A 21,413-nucleotide genomic window follows, 5' to 3' on the forward strand; every position below is an offset into this window, starting at 1 on the left:
TTGCTGAACCAGTCTGTTCACTTAATGCTAAGCGTCACTACGGAGAACATTTTGGACTTCCGGCCGCTGCCCGCCCCCAGATTTCTTCATTTAAACCGCTCTTCGCGGTAGAAATCCGGTGAATGCTGATGCTTCCGAAGTGAGCTTTCCATAGGAAAGCTTTCAGGCGGTCGCTAGCGCTCCTACAGTTCCAAATTTCCCCTACGATCCTTTCGCATTCTGTTGCTTTCTTTTGTTCAGCCCGTACACTCACTGACCGTCACGTCCGCTCCACCCACATCCGGTTATGCAACTTCCGGGAACTTGCCAGCCTTCACCCCTTCACCCCCCCCAAGGAAATACCTTCGATGACCTGCTTCTGGCCGAGGATGAACACTACCAGCAACGGCACAATCGCCGAGACGGAAGCCGCCATGATAAGGGAGTAGAATGCGCCGTTACGGTCGGCGAAGGCATTCATGCCAAGCTGAAGGGTATAGAGCGTCTTGCTGTTCAGGAAGACCAGCGGCGTCTGAAAATCATTCCAGGTCCAGATAAACCGCAGAATGGCATAAGTGGCAATCGCCGGCCGGACCAGCGGCAACAGAATGGAGAGGAAAATGCGGATATGGCCCGCTCCGTCTATCTTCCCGGATTCGATGTATTCATTCGAGAGTGAGGCGAAAAACTGGCGGAGCAGGAAGGTTCCCAGTACGCTGAACCCGCCCAGCAGAATCAGGCCCAGATGCGTGTCATACAGGCCGATGGAGCGGAACATGATGAACAGCGGCACCAGCGTGGCTTCCGCAGGGATCATGTAAGTGGCAAGCACCACCACAAATAATGCGTTTCTGCCCGGGAAGCGGATTTTGGTGAAGCCGTAGGCGGCCATACTGGAGACGGCTACGGACAGGAGTGTCGTGAGTGCTGTGACTTTGATGGAGTTCCAATAATACAGGGTAAAGTTCGCTTTGCCAAACCACACAGAGTGGTAGTTGAACGATGCCCGTAAGGTTTGCGGAATCCATTCGATCGGATATTTGAACACATCGGCCTCAGGCTTGAGCGAAGCGGACAGCATCCATATAAAAGGGAGCAGAAACACGATGCCCAGCAGCGCCATGAGTAGAGTGATGACCGCTTTTCCCCAGTCCAGATTTCTTAATTTCACAGGGGTCCCTCCCTTTCTAGTAATTGACCCAATAACGCTGTCCCAGCCACTGCAAGCCGGTGATGGCGAGTACGATAACGAACAGAATCATGACCATGGAGGAAGCATAGCCCGTCTGAAGATCCACAAATGCGGTCTGATACATGTCGTAAACCACAACCGAAGTAGAGTTGGCCGGACCACCCTCCGTCAGCACCTTAACCAGCGCGAAGGATTTGAAATTGCCGATAATTCCGGTTACCAGCAGGAAAAAGGTCGTCGGCGTCAGCAGCGGAAAAGTAATGGAGCGGAACTGGGCGAACTTCGAGGCACCGTCGATCGTCGCCGCTTCATACAGATCGGCAGGAATATTCTTGATCCCGGCAATGTAGATAATCAGCGAGACCCCAAGGTCTATCCAGATCATCAGCAGCATAACCGATGGAAGCGCATACGATGGATCGGCCAGCCATTTGGGCGGGTTGTCCACTCCGAGTGCCATCAGGAAGCCGTTAACCGGACCGTAGGAGGGATGGAACAGAACCTGCCACACTACTGCGACAGCGACGACACTGGAAATCTGGGGCATGAAATAGATGACCTTGAACGCACCCGGGGCGTAGACATGACCCGTAATAATCACCCCCAGGATCAATGCTATAGCCATTCCCACCGGTACCGCCAGCAGCATAATGAAATTATTGCCCAGTGACTTCAGAAACACTTCATCCTGAAACAGCTGGCGGAAATTGTCCAGTCCGTTCCAGCGGATCTTGTCAAACCCGGTGACGAACGACCACTTGGTGAAGCTGAGTACGAAGGAGAACATCATAGGGATCAGCGTAAATACAATAACTCCAAGCAGCATGGGCCCTGTGAACAGATAACCCATCCCTATTTCTTTCCATTTCCGTTTGTTTCGGCGGTTGACCGGATTCTCCCGGGACTGTGGCAAGGCAACTGACGTCTTCAAGGCTCTGTCCCCCTCTTGCGTGATGTTATCTCTCATTATAGAAAAGCGAATAATTTTACATAAGTCACGATCCTGACCCGTTCAGAAAAATTTTTACCTGCCGTTGTCCCAATCAGCGATTTGCACACATCTTGGCCTGCTGCTGGCCAAATCAGTCAAAAACGGTGCGGATTTGCGCAAAATAGTTGATTTACTACGCCTGCCCGCTTTGTTATCTTCTAGGCAAGCACAGCTTATGCTTACAAAACTTTAAGCGTATGCTTCCGAAGCCAGTTTTGCGAAGAGACTCAGGAAGCTTATGCTTACAAAACTTTTAGGAGGAATGCAGGTGAACGCAAAGTCAGATATTATGTCCGCTTATATGGAAAGCATTGTGGAGCTGCTGAATGAGATACGGAGTGAGCCAAGGGACAAGCTGGTGCAGGTGGCGGAGCTGCTTGCGGATCATATTGCAGAGGATAAGCTGGTCTATCTGTACGGTCCGGGCGGACATTCCAACATGAATGCGACCGAGGTATTCTTCCGCGCAGGCGGCCTGATGCATATCAGCGCTATATTAGATGAAGGCACGATGATCTCGAATGGCGCTCTGCGCTCGATGGCCGTTGAACGTACTCCCGGCTACGGAACACTTGTTATAGAAGATAACCGGCTGGGCGAAGGTGACATCCTGATCCTTGCCAATGCCTACGGCATTAACACCGCCTGTGTCGATGCTGCCCTGGAGGCGCGGCGCCGGGGGGTTACAACGATTGCTGTCACCTCTGTCGGCCATGCCGAAGCTTCCCCCAAGAATCATATTGCCCGCCATCCTTCGGGGCAGAACCTGTATGAGCTGTGCGACTATGTTCTGGACAGCAAGGTCAAGCCGGGGGATGCTGCGCTCCATATTGACGGCATTGAACCGAAGATGGGCTCGACCTCAACGTTCGCCAACGCTTTCCTGCTGAATTCACTGATGATGACCACGGCGGCCTGTCTCGGGGAAAAAGGGATTGAGGTGCCGGTCTGGCGCAGCGGCAACGCTCCCGGCGGGGATGAATGGAATAACCGCTTCATTGAGCGCTTCAAGGGCCGGGTCCGCTGGCTATGAACATTCCACTGATTCCGCAGCCTCAGGTGGTGCAGAGCCGGGGACCGGAACCGGTCAGCGGCATCCGCGGCTGGACGGTGCAGCTATGGAGTCCCGGGAATGATGTCCGGTTATTGGCGGCAGCGCAAGGGATATTTGCAGGGGTTACGGTGAACCTGGAGTCTGGCGGCAGCAGTGTATACGCCCTAGTCTCTGAAGGAACCCCCTTCAATCCCCGCATGGCCCGGCGGGTAGAGGGCAAGCATGACGGTTACGTATTGATTACAGATACAGGCCGGGTTGAACTATACGCACTTAGCGCTTCCGGACTTTTCTACGGGATTAAGACACTGGAACAGATGCTCCATAGCAGCGGCGGCAGTACCGTGCCTGCGCTGACGGTTGCCGACTGGGCGGATCTGCGGCTGCGCAGTGATTATCTGGATCTGCGCACCGTCTATCCGACCTATGAGCATATGCTGGAGTATATCGCAGAGCTGGCCAGCTACAAGATCAATACGCTGATCATCGAATATGAGGACAAGCTGCCGTTCCGGAAGCTGAGCTTCCTGCGCCATCCCGGGCTGGCCTTCACGGAGGAAGAGCACCGGCTGTTACTGCAGACTGCACATGACCATTTCGTCACAGTGATTCCGAAGCAGCAGTCCTTCGGGCATCTGGAATATATTCTGAAGCATCCGGTCTACATCGGTCTGCGTGAAGTCCCGGAGACTGTCTCGGAATTATGCCCTCACCGGGCAGGCTCCTTCGAGATGATGGCCGGCATTCTGGAGGAAGTGGCTGCGCTTCATCCGCACAGCGATTATCTTCATCTGGGCTGTGATGAGGTCTGGACACTCGGCACCTGTGAAGACTGCCGGAATTCCGGGCTTACTCCGGAAGCCTCCTTCATCCGCTTTGTCAATCAGCTGGCTGAGAAGACGCTCAGCCTCGGCAAAACACCGATGATCTGGCATGATATGATCATGCACGCCACCCTGGACGAGATCGCCGCACTCGACAAGCGTGTCGTAGTGGTGGTCTGGATCTACGGCGGGCACCGGATGAAGGCGGATGCCCGGCTCATTCTCCACAAGCTGCGCGACGCCGGCATTGAGACCATCGGCGCCTCCTCTGTCCGCTGCTGGGATGATAACGGCGACCAGAATTATCCGGTGATTCATAACCGGATCAAGAATGTGCTAGACTGGATTCAGCTGGCGCAATCGGAGCAGCTGGACGGAATCATTCATACGAACTGGGGATGCCCGTTCTCGCTGGGCAGTCCTTACGGCCTGTTCGAGACCTCGCGTTATCCGGCGTTTTTTGCCGCAGAGCAGAGCTGGAATGCCAAGGCGGATGTCCCCTCCTTCCTGACCCGTTTCCTGCACCAGTTCCACGGTATGGATACGGCTCAGCTTATGGGCGAGGAATGGGCGGATTACGCAGTACCCGACTATTATTCCCTGATTCCGCAGCTGCTTCCGGCTGTGAAGAAGAACCGCCTCACTGCCAAGCTGATTGACGCTATGATTCAGTATGAGATTCCCGCGCAGCGCCGCTCCCCGCTGCATACGTTCCTTTTCCGGGGAGCGATGTCGCCGGGCAGCGAGGAAGTGATAACCTTCCTCCGGGATAAATACAGGAGCGGATATGGTGATTTACTCAGAGCCAGGCAGCGGATGCAGAGCGTGCTTGCAGAGCTGCTTCCGCCGCAGATGGCGGAGCTGTTCATCCGCTCCCGGTTCTACCGGCTGGAATTATTCGAAGCGGACCTGCACGGGATGATTACAGATCTTGAGATGATTGAACAGAAAGAGGGAGAGAATTGATGCCTGATATGCTTGTTAAGTTATATGATCTGCCGGATAATAGTGCGCTGTTGGAACGTCTGCGGGGAGAAGGAATTGCCATTAAACGGGCGATGACCGGGGATAAGCAGGCCATCGTGGATTTCGTCGGCCGCCATTTCACGAATAGCTGGCGGAATGAATGCGAGACGGCCTTCGCGCATCTGCCCGTCCATTGCTATATTGCTGTGAAGCAGGGCGAAGTAATCGGCTTTGCCTGTCACGATGTTGTTGTGAAGAACTTCTTCGGCCCGACCGGCGTACTGGAGGATTACCGGGGCCTCGGCATCGGGAAGGCACTGCTGCTGGAATGCCTGTCCGCGATGCACCGGAACGGCTACGGCTACGCCATTATCGGCTGGGTCGTGGACGCAGTGCCTTTCTATGAGAAGAGTGTCGGCGCGATTGCGGTCCCTGATTCTTTTCCCGGTGTATTCCGCGACTTGATCAGTATGGACTGAACTCCCCTCTGATACAAACAAACAGCGGCAGCCAAGGACCTAAATGTCCCTGAGCTGCCGCTGTTTGTTTGTCATTACAGATGACCTATTCCGCCGAGCTAGCAGAAATCGGAAGTCGGCAATCCTTCATTTTCTGCCCAAATGCAGGTCGATCGTATCATATATAGTCATCACATCGCCGAACTTATTGATGGCCGCTCTGATCTCTTCCTCAAACGGCGCTTTAATGGCAGAAGGCATACTTCTATGGTCTGAATATGTATTGAGTAAGGCAATGTAATCCGCTGAGGAGAAGCTTCTGGTTAGGTGATACAGCTTAAGCTGGATATCCCTGAACCCGTAGGTATGCAGATTCTGTGAGATGGCATTATATCTTTCCGTATCATGTTCGATTAATTTGGTATTTGAGGGCCTGTACTGCTGGTAAATACGCTGAATATGCTGATGTAATTCGTCATCCTCCCGTGCTGCAAAAGGCCGGTTCCAGAATATGGCCAGTGTGCCGCCGGCTTTTAACAATTTGAATGCCTTCGGATAACCTATGTGCTCTGGAATCCAATGAAATGCAGTAGCGGAGTAAATGAGGTCTACACTCTCGTCCGGACCTGTGAATTCTTCAAAAGTCGTATTGTGCACTCTGAAATTCTTGTGTTCCCGGAACTTTAGTTGTGAGTATTCCGCAAGGTCTGCCCCAAGTTCAATGGCCGCTAATTCGCAGCCCGTTTCCAGAAAAGGCCGGGTGGCCTGGCCCGTTCCGATCCCGATTTCAATAGCCTTGCCGCCCTGTCCGGTCCGGGAATACGCTATAATGTCCTGGAACAATTCCTCACAATAGGACGGCCTCCATTTATCATAATTCGCCGCATCCTCATTGAATATTAACCGTGTATCCATACATCCTCCTCCATCAGTAAATAACCGGCACCATTCCACCATCCATACGGATTGGAGAGCCTTTAAATGCTGCCGCATGGGGACTGCATACAAAAGCAGCCAGTCTGCCGATCTCCATAGGCTTGATGAAACGCTGTAATTCAGATTGCGGCAGACTTGCAGCCATGAATTTCTTCTCTTTTTCTGCAAACGTTAGCTTCTCCTCAGGATACATCCCGTCAATGATTTGCTGCACATTTTCAGACAATGTAGGTCCAGGCATGATTGTATTAACCGTAACCTCAGTTCCTGCTGTAAGTTTGGACAGACTCTTGGACAAGGACAGCAGCATAGATTTGGTCATTGCATATTGAGGCATTTGTCCTGAAGGCATGACGGCTTCTTCACTGGCGATGAAAAGGATACGGCCGAAGTCTTTTTTCAACATTCCAGGTATATATAATTTCGTTAATCCGTTTGCAGCAAGCACATTCGTACGGAAATACTTCTCCCATATGTCATCGTCAACATCCTCATACTGCATCAATTCATAAATGCCCATATTGTTGATCAGAATATCAACGCTGGGGAATTTTGCGAATAAAGCTTGCCTTTGTGAAGCGTCCACTATATCCGCAGCGGCATTCTGAGGAGAGGTGGCCGGGAAATTCATCTTCAATTCACTGACGGTCCGCTCTGCCTCTTCGTAATTCCTTCCATTGACCAGTACGTTAACGCCTTCCTTGGCAAGCTCTATAGCAATAGCTTTCCCTATGCCTTTCGTAGATCCTGTAACGAATGCTGTTGTGTTGTTTAATCCCATATCCATAATCCACTTCTCCTTATTCGAACATTCCTGTGTTCCGGATAGTGAATATTGTACCCCGCCGGGATTATTCAGTAACTAGCCCCATGTGCCAAACTTCTTGTTTAACACGCCAAAACATACTGCTCACGATATGCCGGCATCCGGAAGATGCTCAGCACGCCACTTCGAAGGGGTGTCCCCCTCCCACAGACGGAAAGCACGGTAGAATGAGTTCTGGTCCTCGTAGCCAAGCAGGTAAGCCACTTCTTTAATATCAAGCGAAGGGTCTGCCAGGTACTCCAGGGCCTGCTCATGCCGGACTTCTGTCAACAGCTGCTTGAAGGTCGTATTGTCGTCAGTCAGCCGGCGTTGCAGGGTCCGGCCGCTCATCTTAAGCTCCTTCGCAGCGGCCTGAATGCCGGGGCATCCTCCTGCAAGGCTATGTTTAATGACCATTTTGACCCTTCCGGTAATAGAGCGGTTGTCATGCAGTTCATCGAGTGACCGGTCCAGAGCGGGCGTCAGGATCTCCAGCAGCTCTTCGTTATACGATACAAAGGGAAGATCTAGATCACTTCGATGCAGCGTCAGCCGGTTACATTGCCCGCCTGCCTGGATTGCACAGCCGAAGTAGGCTTCGAGGACCCGTGCATCGCCCATGGACTGCGTAAATTCGACGGACTGTGCCTTCAAGTGACGGCCTGTCCCCTTCCTCCCAAGCTCCAAAAGAAAGGCCAAAGTGATCCCTGCCAGCACCGGCGGACCGGATGCTTCGGTATTCAGCCACTCCAGTTCAACTGTACAATGCCCGTTCTCCTCCTTGATCCGCAGACTTTCGGGAGGACACAGCTGTTTGTATCTGGCCATACGTTTCAGAGCATCGCGGTAGTCGCGGGCGTGATACAACGCTAAGACGGCTGGGGGATACTGTGTGGTTTCAAAGGCGGCTGCAAGCTTGATGATCCCCTCTGCAGTGTCCCCGGTGAGCTCGGAATACGCCTGCCAGATTGCGAAATATTGGGCAGTGGTGACTGAGGATTCCGTTATTATCGATACAGGCAGCTGTGCATGGCGGGCCACGTCGCGGGAGGCAATTCCTATGTGATTTATGCCTGCCCAGAATCCCGGAGGCATTTTAATTCGGTCAGAGGGACGAGACTTCATACGCACAGATCTCCTTTTGCCAGTTGAAAATTCATAGCTGTGGTTGTATTAAAGCCATATAAGAATACTCTTATGCCTGTAATAATGTCTACCTTAACGTACAAAAATGCCATACTTCAAGACGGTTAACACATTTCTCATTTTGTTTTAACATGCAGGCGTTACAATAGGTACAGATCTGTATTAAGCTGTGCTCACAAAACCTGTAGGAGGATTAATCATGCCTAATATCTGGATGCATCTCGAATACGGGCAACAGCTGGCCGGGGAATTCCGCAGCCGGTTCCCGTTCTTACATCATCTGCAGCAGCAGGAACAGTTGTATAATCTCGGATGTCAGGGCCCTGATTTCCTGCTGTATCATAGTTTTCTGCCCTGGAGCAAGGATGCGGGGGCCCTTCATCTCGGGGATCTGATGCATACGCAGCACTGCGGGCCTGTGCTTATTGATTGCTGGGAAGCTGCGCGGACTCTCGAAGGGCCGGAGGCGGACCAGGCCCGGCTCTATTTCCTTGGCTTCCTGACTCATCATCTGCTGGACCGGAACCTGCACCCATTCATTAATTGGAAGGCAGGCTACAAATTCCGCGATCACCAGCGGTTCGAGATCGATTTGGATACCTTGTTCATGAAGCGGCTGCGGGGCATCAATACCTGGCAGAATGCTGCCTGGACAAGAATTGACGCAGGTCCCCGGCTACCTGAGCCGGTTCATCATATTCTTCACACCACTGCACTCCGGCACTATCCGGAAGCCATGGGCAAGCTGCCCTCCGACATCTGGCAGAGCTCCTACCGGGATATGGTGCTGGCTCACAGATGTCTTTATGACCCGAAGGGCTGGAAGAAGGCCCTCGCCTGGGGCCGCACCCGGCGTCTGTTCTCCCGGAAGCTGACTGCCCACGAAGAGGAGCTGGATTATCTGAATGACCAACACGCCGAGTGGCGGCATTCCGCACTGTATTCCGAGGTCCGGACGGAATCCGTCTGGGAGCTGTGGGAGCAGGCGCTGGAGGAAGGCCGGACTGTGCTCACCGCGCTCGCTGATTGGCTGGAATGTACGGACGCTGCGGCTGCAGAGCATAAGTTCGGGCTTTTCAGATCCGTGCTGGGCGACCGTTCGTACGATACGGGCAAGGAATGCAGCATGAACCTGCAGAACCAATATGCAGAGCCCATCTGGTCCAGCCTGCCTGGCAGCTGATCGCAGTCAGCGTCTCACCCGGCTCTGCCGCCGCTTCAACCGGGGCAATGGAGCTGCCGGGGGGGGGGAGGCGGTGGGAACGGGTGGGCGCTTGGCCAAAACTTGGGCGCTTCTGGCCGCACCTTGCAGTAACTTGGCCGCTTCCCGGCGGCGCTTCGCAGTCACTTCATGCCCGCCAGCTGATGAAGCGGACTGAAAATCCGCTATTTAAACAAAACAAGCCGATTTCCCGCCCAACCGGACTCAGAATCGCTTATTTGTCCGACTACTCCTCATTTCATCCCCATTTGAACAAGATAGCGGATTCTCAGTCCGCATACTCTTCATATGGAGGGTTTTAGCTGAAATAGCGGAATCTCAGTCCACTTCAGCGAAAGGGGAACTCATATTATTGGCGCGAAGCAAATATATAGAATGTTTACAATGTTTATTTTGGAACAACATCATCCCGCCCGCTTCCCGCGCAGCCAAACCGAGTTCTCACAATATTCCACCTGTATATCTCCCAAGCAGCCAAAAAGCGCCCAGTTTCCCGGACGCTCCTCGTAATCCATCCTATAGTATTCCTATCGTCACGTACTGTGCCTATAATCACTGGTAATGTTCTTATCATCCCAATATCGTTCCTATCATCCAGATGTCGTTCCTATTATCCCATTGTCTTTCCTATTATCTCCATGCCGTTCCATTCACCCGGCTTATATCTACCATTACAAAGGCTCCCTCGGAATAATCTCCGGCGGGGTCTGGGGAATGATTTCCGGCTGCTCCTGCGGAGGAACCTCCGGGGGAATCACAACCGGTCCCGGTTCAGGGATCATGTCCGGCTTCACTTCAGGTACAACTTCCGGTGGAACCTCTGGCGGCAGATCTTTATTCATATCCTCTTACCTCCTTCATTCCTGATACCTATGTATACCCGCTCCACCCCTTCTTGAAAAAAAAGCGGATTCGAAACTCCCTGATCTTCCTCTGTACCAGATGTTTAACCTGCGGTTGATCTCCATGAAATATTCACCTGCTAAGATCAAGGCAACAAGAATACAGGGAGGGATTCCGATGCGTCTGGCTCTATTCACGGACACGTTTCTTCCGCAGACCAATGGTGTTGCCCGCACGCTTAGCCGGTTAACCGGTCATTTGCACCGCAGGGGAATTAAGCATCTGTTGTTTACCCCTAAGTCCGCACCGGAGAGCAGCTACCCCGATCCCGTCCGCCCCATCGCCAGCATCCCTTTTTTTCTGTATCCCGAGTGCAGACTGGCCTTGCCGGGCATGTCCTCTATTCAAAGTGAGCTATCGGCCTTCGCCCCTGATCTGATCCATCTGGCCACCCCGTTCAACATCGGCTTATCCGGCCTCCGCTATGCCCGCAAGCAGCAGCTCCCTCATGTTGCCTCCTACCATACCCACTTCGACCGTTACCTGGAATATTACAAAATGAGAAGAATTGTCCCGCTCTACTGGAAATATATGAAATGGTTTCACCGTTCCTGCGATGCTGTGCTGGCCCCTTCCCAGGAGACATTAACCTCGCTGCGCGCAGAGGGCTTCATGAGACTGCGCCTGTGGTCCAGAGGCGTCGACTGCACTCTCTATTCTCCTGAGAAACGAAGTGAAGAGTTGCGGGAGCGATATGGTATGCGCGCGCCGCTGGTTATGCTCTATGTTGGACGGATTGCCCCGGAAAAGGATATCACCACCCTGCTGCTCGCCATGCAGCTTCTGCCGGAATCCGTACGCTCCGGTGTGCAGCTGCTGATTGTCGGAGACGGGCCTCTCCTCTCTGAGCTAAAATCACAGGCACCGGACAACGTAACCTTTACCGGTGCGAAGCATGGCGGAGAGCTGGCGGAGCTGTACGCTTCAGCCGACCTGTTTGTCTTCCCTTCCTGCACGGAAACCTTCGGCAATGTAGTGCTTGAAGCCATGGCTTCGGGGCTGCCGGTCATCGCGGCAGATGCTGGCGGCACCAAGGATCTGATTGTTCCCGGTGTCACCGGGAATTCGTTCGAACCCCGTAATCCGGCAGCGCTAGCACGCGGAATTAGTACCCTAGCCGCCCAGCATGCCTTGCGTGCGTCTATGGGCCGGGAAGGGCGGCGCCTCGCGCTCGGACGTTCCTGGGAGCATATTTTCGATGGATTGATCAAGGATTACGAAGAGGTGATCGAGAGAAGGAAGAGCCAGGGAGGGGCGGGTATTTTCACTGCCTAGTCCAGTTTCAGAAGCTAAGCGTCTCATATCACAATCTGCAAAAATCCGGAAGAGCGTTCCTGTTACATCGGGGATGCTTTTTCCTGTTGTTCACTGTTTCTACCAATCACGCTCTTGACCGGTGGTATAATGGCGCATATTATACACTTATAACATGAAGAACCTAAATTATGGTATTAGATTGGTGGTGTTTCTTTGGAGCCTGCAGCCACGATTCGCAGTCATTTAGAGGCTTATCTCTCTGCACAGCATATGTCCATTAATCAATTCTCCATACAGACCGGCATTAATTCGGGAACGCTCAGCCGTTTACTTAACGGCCAGCAGCCGATTGCCATGAGTCATTTGGAATTGATAACCCGGGGAATGGGAGTACCGGTGGACCATTTCTATAGTTTGTATGTGGACGAATGCTTCTATCATTCAGCACCAACCTGGCGGCGTCTGCGCCCGTTCATTCTGAGTTCAGCAGAGCTAGGGCGGCTTGACTGTATTGAACTTGTGGTTAGGAATCTGCTCGACAATTTAATCTATGCACCCATGCTGTTTGAAGTGGCCGAGGGCTTGTTTCAGGAGGGCCAATGGCAGGCAGCAGCGGTGCTGTACAAGAATGTGAGTGCAAGTGAGAAGTATCAGCATTCCGAAAGGCTTGCTATATGCCAATACCGCTTATTCCGCATTTCCATTGGTGACAGCCAAGTCCTCAATTTGCAGGCGGCTCTACTTTTTGAATGCAATATTGAGCGGTTAGAGGTAGCAGATCAGCTGGATGGGCTGAAACACCTGATGCATGTCTATTATTCACTGCACAAGTGGGACAAGGTTGATGAGCTGGCCCTGGAGATGCTCCGTTTGGCTACGCTCAGCTACAATTTCCAGTATCCCTCCGGCCGCAAGGACAGAAGCGAGAAAGCTCCCGAGAAACCGTTATACTTCTACATTCTATATTCCTATCTTATGCGCTCCAGTGTGCAGGAAGAGTATAGGAATTATACAGCGGCTCTAGATCTTATTCCACAATATATGGAGGCCGACTGGATACAGGAAGACAGTGATGAGGTCGGGGAGACGTTAGCTCAATTTAAGCTTTGGGGAACAGCAAACACCTACCTCTACCGTGTAATGGCCGGGCAATATGAGGGGCTGCAGGATTATGTAGACTATATCTCTAACCATGAGGGGCAGGTTTTTACAGCTGTCTATAATATCATTAAATCAGCAAACCGCTACGGATGGAATATAGATTATATTCTTGCCAGGTTTTCTAAGCATGTTCCTTATGAACCATACAACTCCGGCTTCGGCAAATATAATCATCAGATTATTGCAGACCAGCATGCCAGATTCCTCACTGAACTAGCTATGTATAATTTACACAACAAACGGCATGATGGAATTAGCGTAATACTCAAAAGTTTGGAATCATCCGTTAGAATCAATAATGAAAGCCTAATTATTAAATGTGTAAATTTGTTTGAGCAGCACCGGCATGAAGCCAGCGAAGAAGAGCAAGTGCAGTATCAATTTCTAATCAGAGAGGTGCAGGATCCAAATGACCAAAAAGTTTATCATGTTTCTAACTTCGTTTAGTCTGCTACTTGTAATTATGTTACCGGTTGGAGGTATCGGATTCACAACAGATCTGAATAGCTCCCAATTAATTTCTACTATGGGCCATGGTGCGGGTGAGGGTTAAGTCTGTATATATTTGAATAATATTGTTAAGAAAATAGTATAACGATAGTCCTAAGATGCTCCCGGACCCGGGAGTGTCTTTTTTGCAGAAATAGACTTAAATTTGAAGTATAGTGGAATTACCAGCAACTATTCGACGGGAGCAGGGAAGGTACAATCTATCGGCAACGGTTTTCACCATTTAGATGAAGAGAAGACAGGGAATTCTGACTACCTGAATGTTTAAGAAAGCATCATTTATGTCCTTCATTCCCGCTTTCTTAAATAGTTTAATCTCCAAAGTAACAAAAAAAGACCTTCCTCCATCCCATAAGGGATGAAAAAAAATCTATAAAGCTTATTGCTTATTTCATACCGCCAACCTACACATACGAAGCCAGAGCCCCCTCAAAATAAACAATCTGCGCAATCCGTATATGCAGCGAACGGTCCTCCAGATTGATCTGTATATGATCGACGCCCACTCCGGCAAGCGTACCTTCGATCCTGCCTGTAGTGGTCATAACGGCAAAGCATTGTTGCCCCACATGACGGCTGATATGCTGGAGAAACACCGGATCCAGGAGTGTTACATATTCCGTCGGCTGCGGCACACCGGGAATCGGATAGATCTGGGTATGTACCGCCGGCATCCGGTCCACATTACAAGGCTGTATGATCGGATGCTGCAGCATTTGCGGATGCCGGGCTGCTCCGTCTGTGCTCAAATAACCTCACCCCTCACCTTAAAGTATCAGTAATATCTATGCGGGGTGAGCCGGATCTATTCATGTTCACTATTTGCCATTCCATAACCGATTTCCTTGAATTTTATGCTTGTTCTTCACGAATACCGATATGCCAGGAACAATTCCGATATTGTTCAGCAGAAAATTCAGCCCTTCCTGTTCTCCAAAACGGAGACCGGAAGGGCTGAGACAAATAATACTAATCATTAACTTTTAATTGGATCTTTTCAGATAATAATCGGTATAGCCAAAGTTTCCGTTCAGCTCTAAGCGGTGATACCCCTCCTGACGCAGCACACGAATCCGCCGTTCTGCCTGCGGCACTGCTTTGGTCACCATCCCGCTGAATTCAAACCATTCACGGAAACGTTCTCCTGCTAGAGAGATAAGCTCGCACAAGTTCTCTTCTGTCTCATAGCGAGAGGCCAAATCCAGCCGCAATACGCCTGTACTCTGATCGTCCCCGTCCACTCCTCTTCTGCAGAAAAATTCAATGGTCCCTGCAGTTGTGCCCGCTAATTTATCCACAACACTGAAGCGTATATAGGCTCTTTTCTCATATTCCCCGAGCCATGCCCCGATAATATCCTGCATATCCTTCAGGGTGTTCAACCGGAAATCTGAGCGGCAATTGTCACTGTTAAACAGCAGGCTGGCTTCAGGGTCACTGTAACAGCCCAATAAATCCTCTGCATCCTCCAGTTGTACCTGTCTAAGCCGGAACTGCTTGGTTTCAAAAACAGGACAGGTTACGTAAGGATCTGATATTTCTATTTTCATGCTAAGCTCTCCTTATGCTATGGAATAAATCCATTATAGAGGGCTATATCAGACAGCATTATGTCGCTATTCAGTTGTAAGTATCCAGAATCATTCTGGCTCTGGCCAGCAGCTTCTCCCGGAGTGACTCCGGTTCAAGAACAGTGACCTGATGGCTGTGCTGCAGGATAATGCCGAACCAGCCCTGCTCCTCTTCAGGCACCGTAAAGCCCATTACCAGGTTTTGCCCGCGCATCTCCAGCATCCTGGCATTCGGCAAAGCCTCTTCCAGCAGTACCCGGTACTCCACTGGACAGAGCAGCTTAATATTTAGATAGACCCGGTTGTCTCCATGCCCTGCCAGCAGGAGCTCCGCATCTCCATGAACTGTGGTGAAGCGTTCGGGCAGAGCCAAGATATCACGCATCCGCGACAAGCGGAACAGGCGGTAATCCGCTTGCACACAGCAATAGGCAAATAAATACCAGGCGTACCACTTGTAGGTCAACAGCAGCGGTTCAACCCGCTTGGAGGAAGCCTTAAGATCGGCATTCGTATATTGGAATTGGACAGCATGTTTCTCACGGATCGCTCGTTCAAGTACAGCGATGGTTTCGCCGGTCCCCACACCTTCCTGAAGCACCCCGAGATTCAGCTGAAAAGCTTGCGGAGCCGCCTCTTTATCCGGCGAGAGCGCAACCATTTTCTCCACCGTATCCTGAGCCTGCCTGCTGTCATATCCGGACACGAAACCTCTCAGCGCTGCCAGAATATACGCATAGTCCTGCGGCTGAAGCAGCTGCCTGTTCATCTTGAAGCTGTCCAGAATGTAATAGCCGCCGTTCAGGCCCTGCAGCGAGCCTATGGGAATCCCGGCCAGACTGATCGCTTCAATGTCCCGCTGAATGGTCCGCGCGGACACTTCGAACTTCCCGGCCAGCACCCGCCCGCTGACGGTCTCCCGGTTGAGCAGATAGACTACGATGCCCAGCAATCGATTAATCTTCATGGTCAGCCCCACGCTCCATTCTCATCCTCATCCTTATGCGTCCCTTGTAGCTTATCCCGAAGCTCCGGATTTTTCCATGATGCATCTAACTGCTCCCTTTAACGGCAAAAGGGGTGTTTAGAGGCCGCTTTATGGCCTCTAAACACCCTTCAGGAATCATTTAAAATGGTTTATTTCTGCACTGCTTTGAGCAGTTTGGCTAACATATGTGCCGTTTCCTCACGTGTAGCGGTTGCCTTAGGTGCGAAGTTAACACTGCCGTCAGAGCTGGCATGGCCGGTGAGAATGCCGGCCTGCGCTGCAGCTGTGGCGGCTTCCACTGCATAAGAGCTAATCAACTGCTGATCTGCAAAGGCCGCAGAGCCGCCGTTCTCCTGCAGATTCCACTTCATTGAATCTGACAGACGGATCATCATCACGGCGAACTGCTCGCGTGTGACCGGTGCCTTGGGTTCAAATCTTCCGTCTCCCGTTCCCCGGACAATTCCGCTCTGATTCGCCCAGTCCACAGCGGCAGCATAATAGTCCCCCGGCTTCACATCCGTAAAGCTGCCCCCAGCTGAGGATTTCAGCTCTGCCCCGGCCAGACGGGCCAGGAGCAGCGCGGCATCGCCGCGGCTCAGCTTGCCTTTCAGGCCAAATGTCTCTGAGGAGACCCCGGTAACAATGCCGCGTGCCGCAAGGTACGTAATGGAATCCTTGGCATAACTGCTTCCCATATCCGCAAACACAAGCTTATTGTAGCCAACCGCGTACACCGAGAAATGATTCGTGCGGAAGGAGAGCAGGCCGTTCCCCTGATCATAGCTGCTGCCCGGAAGGACAACCAGCTCGCCGCCTGCGCTCACCTGATAGGCAGCAACCGCATTGGCGTCTTCACCGGACGCCAGTGTATAAGGGATGCTTACATCCACCTTACCTTCACCGAAGCTCGAAAGCGTCTGCGTTCCGGCCTGTACCATTAGACTTAGCACCGGGCGGCTGCCAATGATGCTGGCTGAACCCGCCGCTGCCTGACCGGTCAAGGTACTGCCGAGCTCGGCTTTGGCGATGGTCAGGCTGATATCTTCGTTGCCTGCCGCCGTGTGAATGGCGGAGAAGGCAGCCCGGTCGAAGGTAACTGTACCGGGTCCTCCGGTCACACTCACTGCCTCCAGCGAACTGCCGGCAATCTGAGCCCATGCTGCGGCTGGAATCTTCAGCGACACCGCTGCGGCCGCACGATCCGAAGCGATACGCAATACAAGTTCCCTGGCACTTGAAGTCTTCAGGGTCTCAAGTGCTGCTGCCACTTCAGCAGCGGTTACCGACAGGCTGAGTTTACCTTCTGCATCAGCTTGCCCCTTCAGCTCCATAACCGCTTTGCCGCCTTCTATAGTTACCGCAGCCGCAGAGGCTGCAACAGGTGAGGGCACGCTTCCACCGGAAGAACCCGCCCCCGGTAAGCTGGCAACCGGACCAGCAGCCGCAACCGTTACCTGCGATTCAGCTACACCGTAGCCGTCCGCACTGTATACCGAGACAACAACCGTTCCTGCGGCATGCGGTGTTACTATGCCAGTCTGATCGACAGAAGCTACAGAAGCGTTGGAAGAGCTCCAGCTGAGCGCGCCCTCCGTTCCTCCGCTGGCTTGGGCCGTCGCCTTGAGCACTGCTGCTGTTCCTCCGGCTGTCAGAGACAGCGAGGACTGGTCCAGTGAAATTTTCGTTACGTTCAGCTGGTAGACGGCAACCGTTCCCCCGACCTCGTTGGCGACCAGCACGAGCGGCAGTCCGGTCGGACTGGCCGTAGCCGGGATGAAATCAATCCCTTCCGGCCCGGTGTCGGTCTCCAGATTATTCTTAGGCGTGAATTCACGGGAATTGATATAATTCACAAACTGCGGCTGCCCGGGATTGGTTACATCGTAGGTCATCAGACCGCCGATACGCTCTAATCCGGTGAAGGCCAGCGCCTTTTTCCCCACCATGCCTACCTTGACATATTCAGGTTCCGGCCCTTTTTTGGAGCTGCGGCTGTCAAGTGTCGTATTGCTGTTGCTTGCATTGAAATAGTCTGGCAGACGTTCCGCAGTAATCTGTTCAAAATCGCTGCCGCTGTCATAAACCTGCTTCATGTCCGCCGCATCCCATACTGAGAAAGAACGGCCTCCGTACAGATAGATGTCCTCATTGCCCATATCCGACATCACTTCTACCCCGTCATATTTAGTGGTGCCGTTCAGGAACTTGGCCGCAGCAGAATCCGGATTTAGCAGGCCTTTCACTTTGCTGATTCTGGTCGCATTTTCCTTGCTGTCCCATTCGGTGGCATCCCCTTCGTTGGCTGTAAACAAATAGGTTTTGCCGTTTACTGTGTATTGGCTGATGCCGTCCGGCATGTAGACCCCTTTAAACGGCACATTCTCCAGATGGATCGTGCTGTCATTTAACAAATCAAGCTTATTCTCCGGCTTGCTGAAATCCTTGAATCCAAGACCCTTGACCCATAACAGCTTTCCGGAGACAACATCAACCGCGGCAATCGCATTATTCTCCTGAAGCGAGACATACGCTGTTGTCTGATCCCCGGAGAGCTCGATGAACTCCGGCTCCAGATCGCGTATAGCATCCGCCTTGCTCCCTTTCCCGGTAATCAGCTTGGTCTTAGGATCCACAGCACCACGGATATGCACAAGGTCATCAATAACCCCCGGATCGTCGAATTTCACAAGGTTCACTGCTTTGGTAGCCGTATTGATGATCGTTACACTGCCTTCAGGATCACCTGCTAGTGTACGGGGCTCGGCCTCGTCTGCCGTAAGAATATAACGGCCGTCTTCCGTATATTTGAGCATATCCGGCTGGACGCCGGTCTCATATTGTTCCAGTAGCCTGCCGTCATAATCCAGCACAAGCACTTTACCATTCTTCAATGCATCTTCTTCCTGTACAGCAACAGCAATCCGCTTGGTGGCCGTATTGATATCGACACTCGTCAAGTCACCGTAGCTGAAGCCCCCGGTTTCTGACAGCTGCTCCACATTGATGCTGGTTTCCTTCTCCGGGTGAATGCCATCCTTCAGATTCACGATGTCCACCGATGCCGGATGGGTTGAGCCGTTGACAAGGTAGAATTTCCCGTTATCACGGTTGTACTTGATGATCTCGGCTACACCGCCATCCTCACTGGTCGTACCGACCGCATACCCGCCAATTTTGGTGATGCTGATGACATCCTCCGTAAGCGGAGCAGCCTCAGGTTGGACTGTCAGCGGGAGCATCGCTTCAGCCTTGTTGGAAGGAGTTGCACTGTCGTATACAGAGAAACTTACCGTTGCCGTTCCGGATTTCAGCGGAGTGCCGCTAACTGCACCGGATACGGAGTCAATGCTCAGCCCGTCAGGCAGGCCCGCTGCGGAGTAGGAATACGGCTGTGTTCCGCCATACACCGAGAGGGATACTGAATAAGGCGACCCTGCTGTAGCCTGAGGCAATGATGCAGTCGCTATGCCCAGGGCAGGAACCGTTATCCCCCACGCGCCATCCGCACTGTTATGCGGCTTCAGCTGGTTCATCGCCGCCCCATCCAGCGAGGTGAACGTAATTTGCGCAAAATCCGCTTTATTGTTGTCCGTGTCCACGTAGTCCGTGCGGCGCACTGACTTTTGCTTGGAGGTCCCGCCGGTCTTGCCCGTCGGATAATCCGCCTCATAGCCATCGATCGTAGCACCGTTATCATTGCCAGCTGTGCCGATCATATCTACATAATCCGGTGACTTGTCCAGGAACGGATTTGCGTTCTCCAGCAGAGCGGAACTGCTAAGAAGGACTACCTTCATGCCTTTATTATTAAAAAGAAGTTCATCCCAGCTCTGATCCCCCTTGCCGCTGAGGTCACTTTGGTAGACGGGATTCACTTTACCGTCCGTAATAAGGTAGGAGGTATGCGCTTTAATGGTACCTGTCAGGGCAAGCTTGCTCCAGGCACCGTTCATGCCGGGATCGGAATACTGCACCGACCAGCCGCTCAAATTCACATCCGAATCTGTAGGATTATATAGCTCAATGAAGCCTTTGGAGAAGTAGCCCTCTGTAGTTTCGGCATCACCGCCGCCGTAAATCTGGTTGACGACAATGTGCGGAACGGCTACATCATAGCTGCCGGAAGCATTATACGGAGTGCCTGGCTGTATCGAAGGGGCGGCGGCTACCGGGCCTGCGCCCCATGCGGTTCCGGCTGCAAGCTCTGCGGCGAGGAGAAGAGAAAGGATGGCTTTACTGGATGAATTCAAGAGATTGTCACTCCTATACTCTATAGTTTATTTTTTAACTACTTTTTAAACTACTATAGGAGATGATTATTTGCTCACTTGAAGATTTACATAAACTGAATGTAAAGCCGCTGCCGTATACGTGAAATAGCCCTACACAGCGGGGCTGTAGGGCTATGGCGTCGAAGATTTTGTAAAATCCTGCACATAATACAACATTCTCCTCACTATACTAATCCAAAAACCAATATTGTTGTAGAAAACGCAACATTTCTCCCCCCACTTGGCGGTTTAGCAGGATTATTCTTGTATTTCATACAACAATCCTCCCGGACACCCAGATATTCAGGAATTAATGCTGTACAACGTACAACATTGATTCCAATTGTGCTTACTTAAGAGACTCTATTCTGCCGGAAACGAATCTAGCATGAGGAATGGACGTATTCCGCCAGCCTCACAGCGATCTGCCGCTAACATCTTCCCTTTGGTTCATACTCATCCACTCGCTCCCCAGCACACCATAGGCATAAGTATCATGCCATCCCGGGTTGCCCTGTTCATCATGCTTGAAATACCCCGTCTGCAGAAAATGTCCCTCCCGGCGCAGCTTCAGCCGCTCCAGCAGCCGCCATGACGGATGATTATCCGGATCACAATGCGCCGTCACGCGTCTGATCCCGAGTGTACCGAAGCCGTACGCCAGCAGCTCACGGCAAGCCTCTGCCGCATAGCCTTTTCCTTGATAGTGACTGTTGAACACATAGCCCAGCTCCCAGGTCTGAAACTGCGGCGGGCTCTGCTGCTGGAAATATAAGTTCCCGATCAGTCTGCCGCTGTCCTTCAGACATACGGCCCAGAAGGCGTGATCGGTTGCGCGCCGCTCCGCCTCGGCCTGACTCGCAGCTTGGTCATATACGCCGTAAGGCTCGAATCGCACAACCTCTTCCTGCGAGAGATAGGCATATAGCTCGTCCCCGTCTTCTGCTCTGAAGCCCCGTAAGAGTAACCGCTGCGTTTCTAATACATCCATCTTTGTTTCCCCCTGTATGAAGTGTATACTCCCTAATTTCAACTTTCGGGTATCTGATCCATATCCATATAGAGCACATTCCAGCGGTGTCCGTCGGGATCAGCGAAGCCTGCGCCGTACATCCAGCGACCAGGCCGGCCATCTCATCACTGCCTTCATGCCCCGGATGAGAGCGCTATTCTGCC

At 52.1% G+C, this 21,413-nt stretch carries 17 protein-coding genes and 1 pseudogene; 6 read left to right on the forward strand and 12 right to left on the reverse strand.

What is annotated here, in order from left to right; genetic code table 11:
- Positions 1 to 313 precede the first annotated feature (313 nt).
- Positions 314 to 1,102, reverse strand: a complete 789-nt coding sequence (locus MKX70_RS28230) for a carbohydrate ABC transporter permease (RefSeq protein WP_340790222.1) — start codon at positions 1,100 to 1,102, stop codon at positions 314 to 316.
- Positions 1,103 to 1,166: 64 nt separating this feature from the next.
- A complete protein-coding gene (locus MKX70_RS28235; RefSeq protein ID WP_331281911.1) occupies positions 1,167 to 2,102 on the reverse strand; it encodes a carbohydrate ABC transporter permease in 936 nt (311 codons plus the stop codon).
- Between the two features lie 328 nt (positions 2,103 to 2,430).
- Here MKX70_RS28235 and MKX70_RS28240 point away from each other — a divergent pair, with 328 nt between their 5' ends.
- From MKX70_RS28240 to MKX70_RS28250, 3 genes are read left to right on the forward strand one after another with little or no spacing between them, the layout of a single operon-like run.
- The gene (locus tag MKX70_RS28240; RefSeq protein ID WP_340788523.1) at positions 2,431 to 3,195 is read left to right on the forward strand and encodes an SIS domain-containing protein; all 765 of its coding nucleotides are present in this window, start codon (positions 2,431 to 2,433) and stop codon (positions 3,193 to 3,195) included.
- Positions 3,192 to 5,006: a glycoside hydrolase family 20 zincin-like fold domain-containing protein gene (locus tag MKX70_RS28245; protein WP_340788526.1), complete on the forward strand. Its 1,815-nt coding sequence runs from the start codon at positions 3,192 to 3,194 to the stop codon at positions 5,004 to 5,006. The genes MKX70_RS28240 and MKX70_RS28245 overlap by 4 nt, the downstream gene beginning before the upstream one ends.
- Positions 5,006 to 5,485 carry a GNAT family N-acetyltransferase gene (locus tag MKX70_RS28250; RefSeq protein ID WP_039305222.1) on the forward strand — a complete coding sequence of 160 codons (480 nt, stop codon included), beginning with the start codon at positions 5,006 to 5,008 and terminating at the stop codon, positions 5,483 to 5,485. The genes MKX70_RS28245 and MKX70_RS28250 overlap by 1 nt, the downstream gene beginning before the upstream one ends.
- 126 nt (positions 5,486 to 5,611) lie before the next feature.
- Here the strand turns inward: MKX70_RS28250 and MKX70_RS28255 are convergent, their stop codons facing one another.
- The 3 genes from MKX70_RS28255 to MKX70_RS28265 form a co-directional block, all read right to left on the reverse strand.
- On the reverse strand, positions 5,612 to 6,379 hold the full coding sequence (locus tag MKX70_RS28255; protein WP_042234811.1) for a class I SAM-dependent methyltransferase: 768 nt from the start codon (positions 6,377 to 6,379) through the stop codon (positions 5,612 to 5,614).
- Between the two features lie 13 nt (positions 6,380 to 6,392).
- Entirely contained in the window at positions 6,393 to 7,187 is a 795-nt protein-coding gene (locus MKX70_RS28260; protein WP_042234810.1) for an SDR family NAD(P)-dependent oxidoreductase, read from the reverse strand.
- Positions 7,188 to 7,310: 123 nt separating this feature from the next.
- Positions 7,311 to 8,330 (reverse strand): AraC family transcriptional regulator, encoded by a 1,020-nt coding sequence (locus tag MKX70_RS28265; protein ID WP_042234809.1) that lies wholly within the window; start codon positions 8,328 to 8,330, stop codon positions 7,311 to 7,313.
- 220 nt (positions 8,331 to 8,550) lie between these two features.
- On the opposite strand from MKX70_RS28265, the gene MKX70_RS28270 reads away from it, so the two are divergent.
- A complete protein-coding gene (locus tag MKX70_RS28270) occupies positions 8,551 to 9,534 on the forward strand; it encodes a zinc dependent phospholipase C family protein (protein ID WP_042234808.1) in 984 nt (327 codons plus the stop codon).
- Between the two features lie 710 nt (positions 9,535 to 10,244).
- Here the strand turns inward: MKX70_RS28270 and MKX70_RS28275 are convergent.
- Positions 10,245 to 10,415, reverse strand: coding sequence for a hypothetical protein (locus MKX70_RS28275; RefSeq protein ID WP_156123072.1), 171 nt, complete (start codon positions 10,413 to 10,415; stop codon positions 10,245 to 10,247).
- A gap of 178 nt (positions 10,416 to 10,593) precedes the next feature.
- Here MKX70_RS28275 and MKX70_RS28280 point away from each other — a divergent pair, with 178 nt between their 5' ends.
- Both MKX70_RS28280 and MKX70_RS28285 read left to right on the forward strand, forming a co-directional pair.
- Entirely contained in the window at positions 10,594 to 11,751 is a 1,158-nt protein-coding gene (locus MKX70_RS28280) for a glycosyltransferase family 4 protein (RefSeq protein WP_042234807.1), read from the forward strand.
- A gap of 195 nt (positions 11,752 to 11,946) precedes the next feature.
- Positions 11,947 to 13,341 carry a helix-turn-helix domain-containing protein gene (locus MKX70_RS28285; protein ID WP_340788540.1) on the forward strand — a complete coding sequence of 465 codons (1,395 nt, stop codon included), beginning with the start codon at positions 11,947 to 11,949 and terminating at the stop codon, positions 13,339 to 13,341.
- Between the two features lie 467 nt (positions 13,342 to 13,808).
- On the opposite strand, the gene MKX70_RS28290 is transcribed toward MKX70_RS28285, so the two are convergent.
- The 6 genes and pseudogenes from MKX70_RS28290 to MKX70_RS28315 all read right to left on the reverse strand — a co-directional run.
- Positions 13,809 to 14,153: a DUF2642 domain-containing protein gene (locus MKX70_RS28290; RefSeq protein ID WP_231637823.1), complete on the reverse strand. Its 345-nt coding sequence runs from the start codon at positions 14,151 to 14,153 to the stop codon at positions 13,809 to 13,811.
- 234 nt (positions 14,154 to 14,387) lie between these two features.
- The gene (locus MKX70_RS28295) at positions 14,388 to 14,954 is read right to left on the reverse strand and encodes a GNAT family N-acetyltransferase (RefSeq protein ID WP_340841328.1); all 567 of its coding nucleotides are present in this window, start codon (positions 14,952 to 14,954) and stop codon (positions 14,388 to 14,390) included.
- Positions 14,955 to 15,024: 70 nt separating this feature from the next.
- Positions 15,025 to 15,942, reverse strand: coding sequence for a helix-turn-helix transcriptional regulator (locus tag MKX70_RS28300; RefSeq protein ID WP_340788545.1), 918 nt, complete (start codon positions 15,940 to 15,942; stop codon positions 15,025 to 15,027).
- Positions 15,943 to 16,112: 170 nt separating this feature from the next.
- The gene (locus MKX70_RS28305; protein WP_340841329.1) at positions 16,113 to 20,216 is read right to left on the reverse strand and encodes a choice-of-anchor I family protein; all 4,104 of its coding nucleotides are present in this window, start codon (positions 20,214 to 20,216) and stop codon (positions 16,113 to 16,115) included.
- Positions 20,217 to 20,652: 436 nt separating this feature from the next.
- The gene (locus tag MKX70_RS28310; protein WP_340841330.1) at positions 20,653 to 21,228 is read right to left on the reverse strand and encodes a GNAT family N-acetyltransferase; all 576 of its coding nucleotides are present in this window, start codon (positions 21,226 to 21,228) and stop codon (positions 20,653 to 20,655) included.
- Positions 21,229 to 21,266: 38 nt separating this feature from the next.
- Positions 21,267 to 21,353 (reverse strand): annotated as a pseudogene (locus MKX70_RS28315) (VOC family protein); the annotation flags it as partial.
- Positions 21,354 to 21,413: the final 60 nt, after the last annotated feature.

This window comes from Paenibacillus sp. FSL R7-0312, from assembly GCF_038004445.1.
Lineage (GTDB): Bacteria > Bacillota > Bacilli > Paenibacillales > Paenibacillaceae > Paenibacillus_AQ.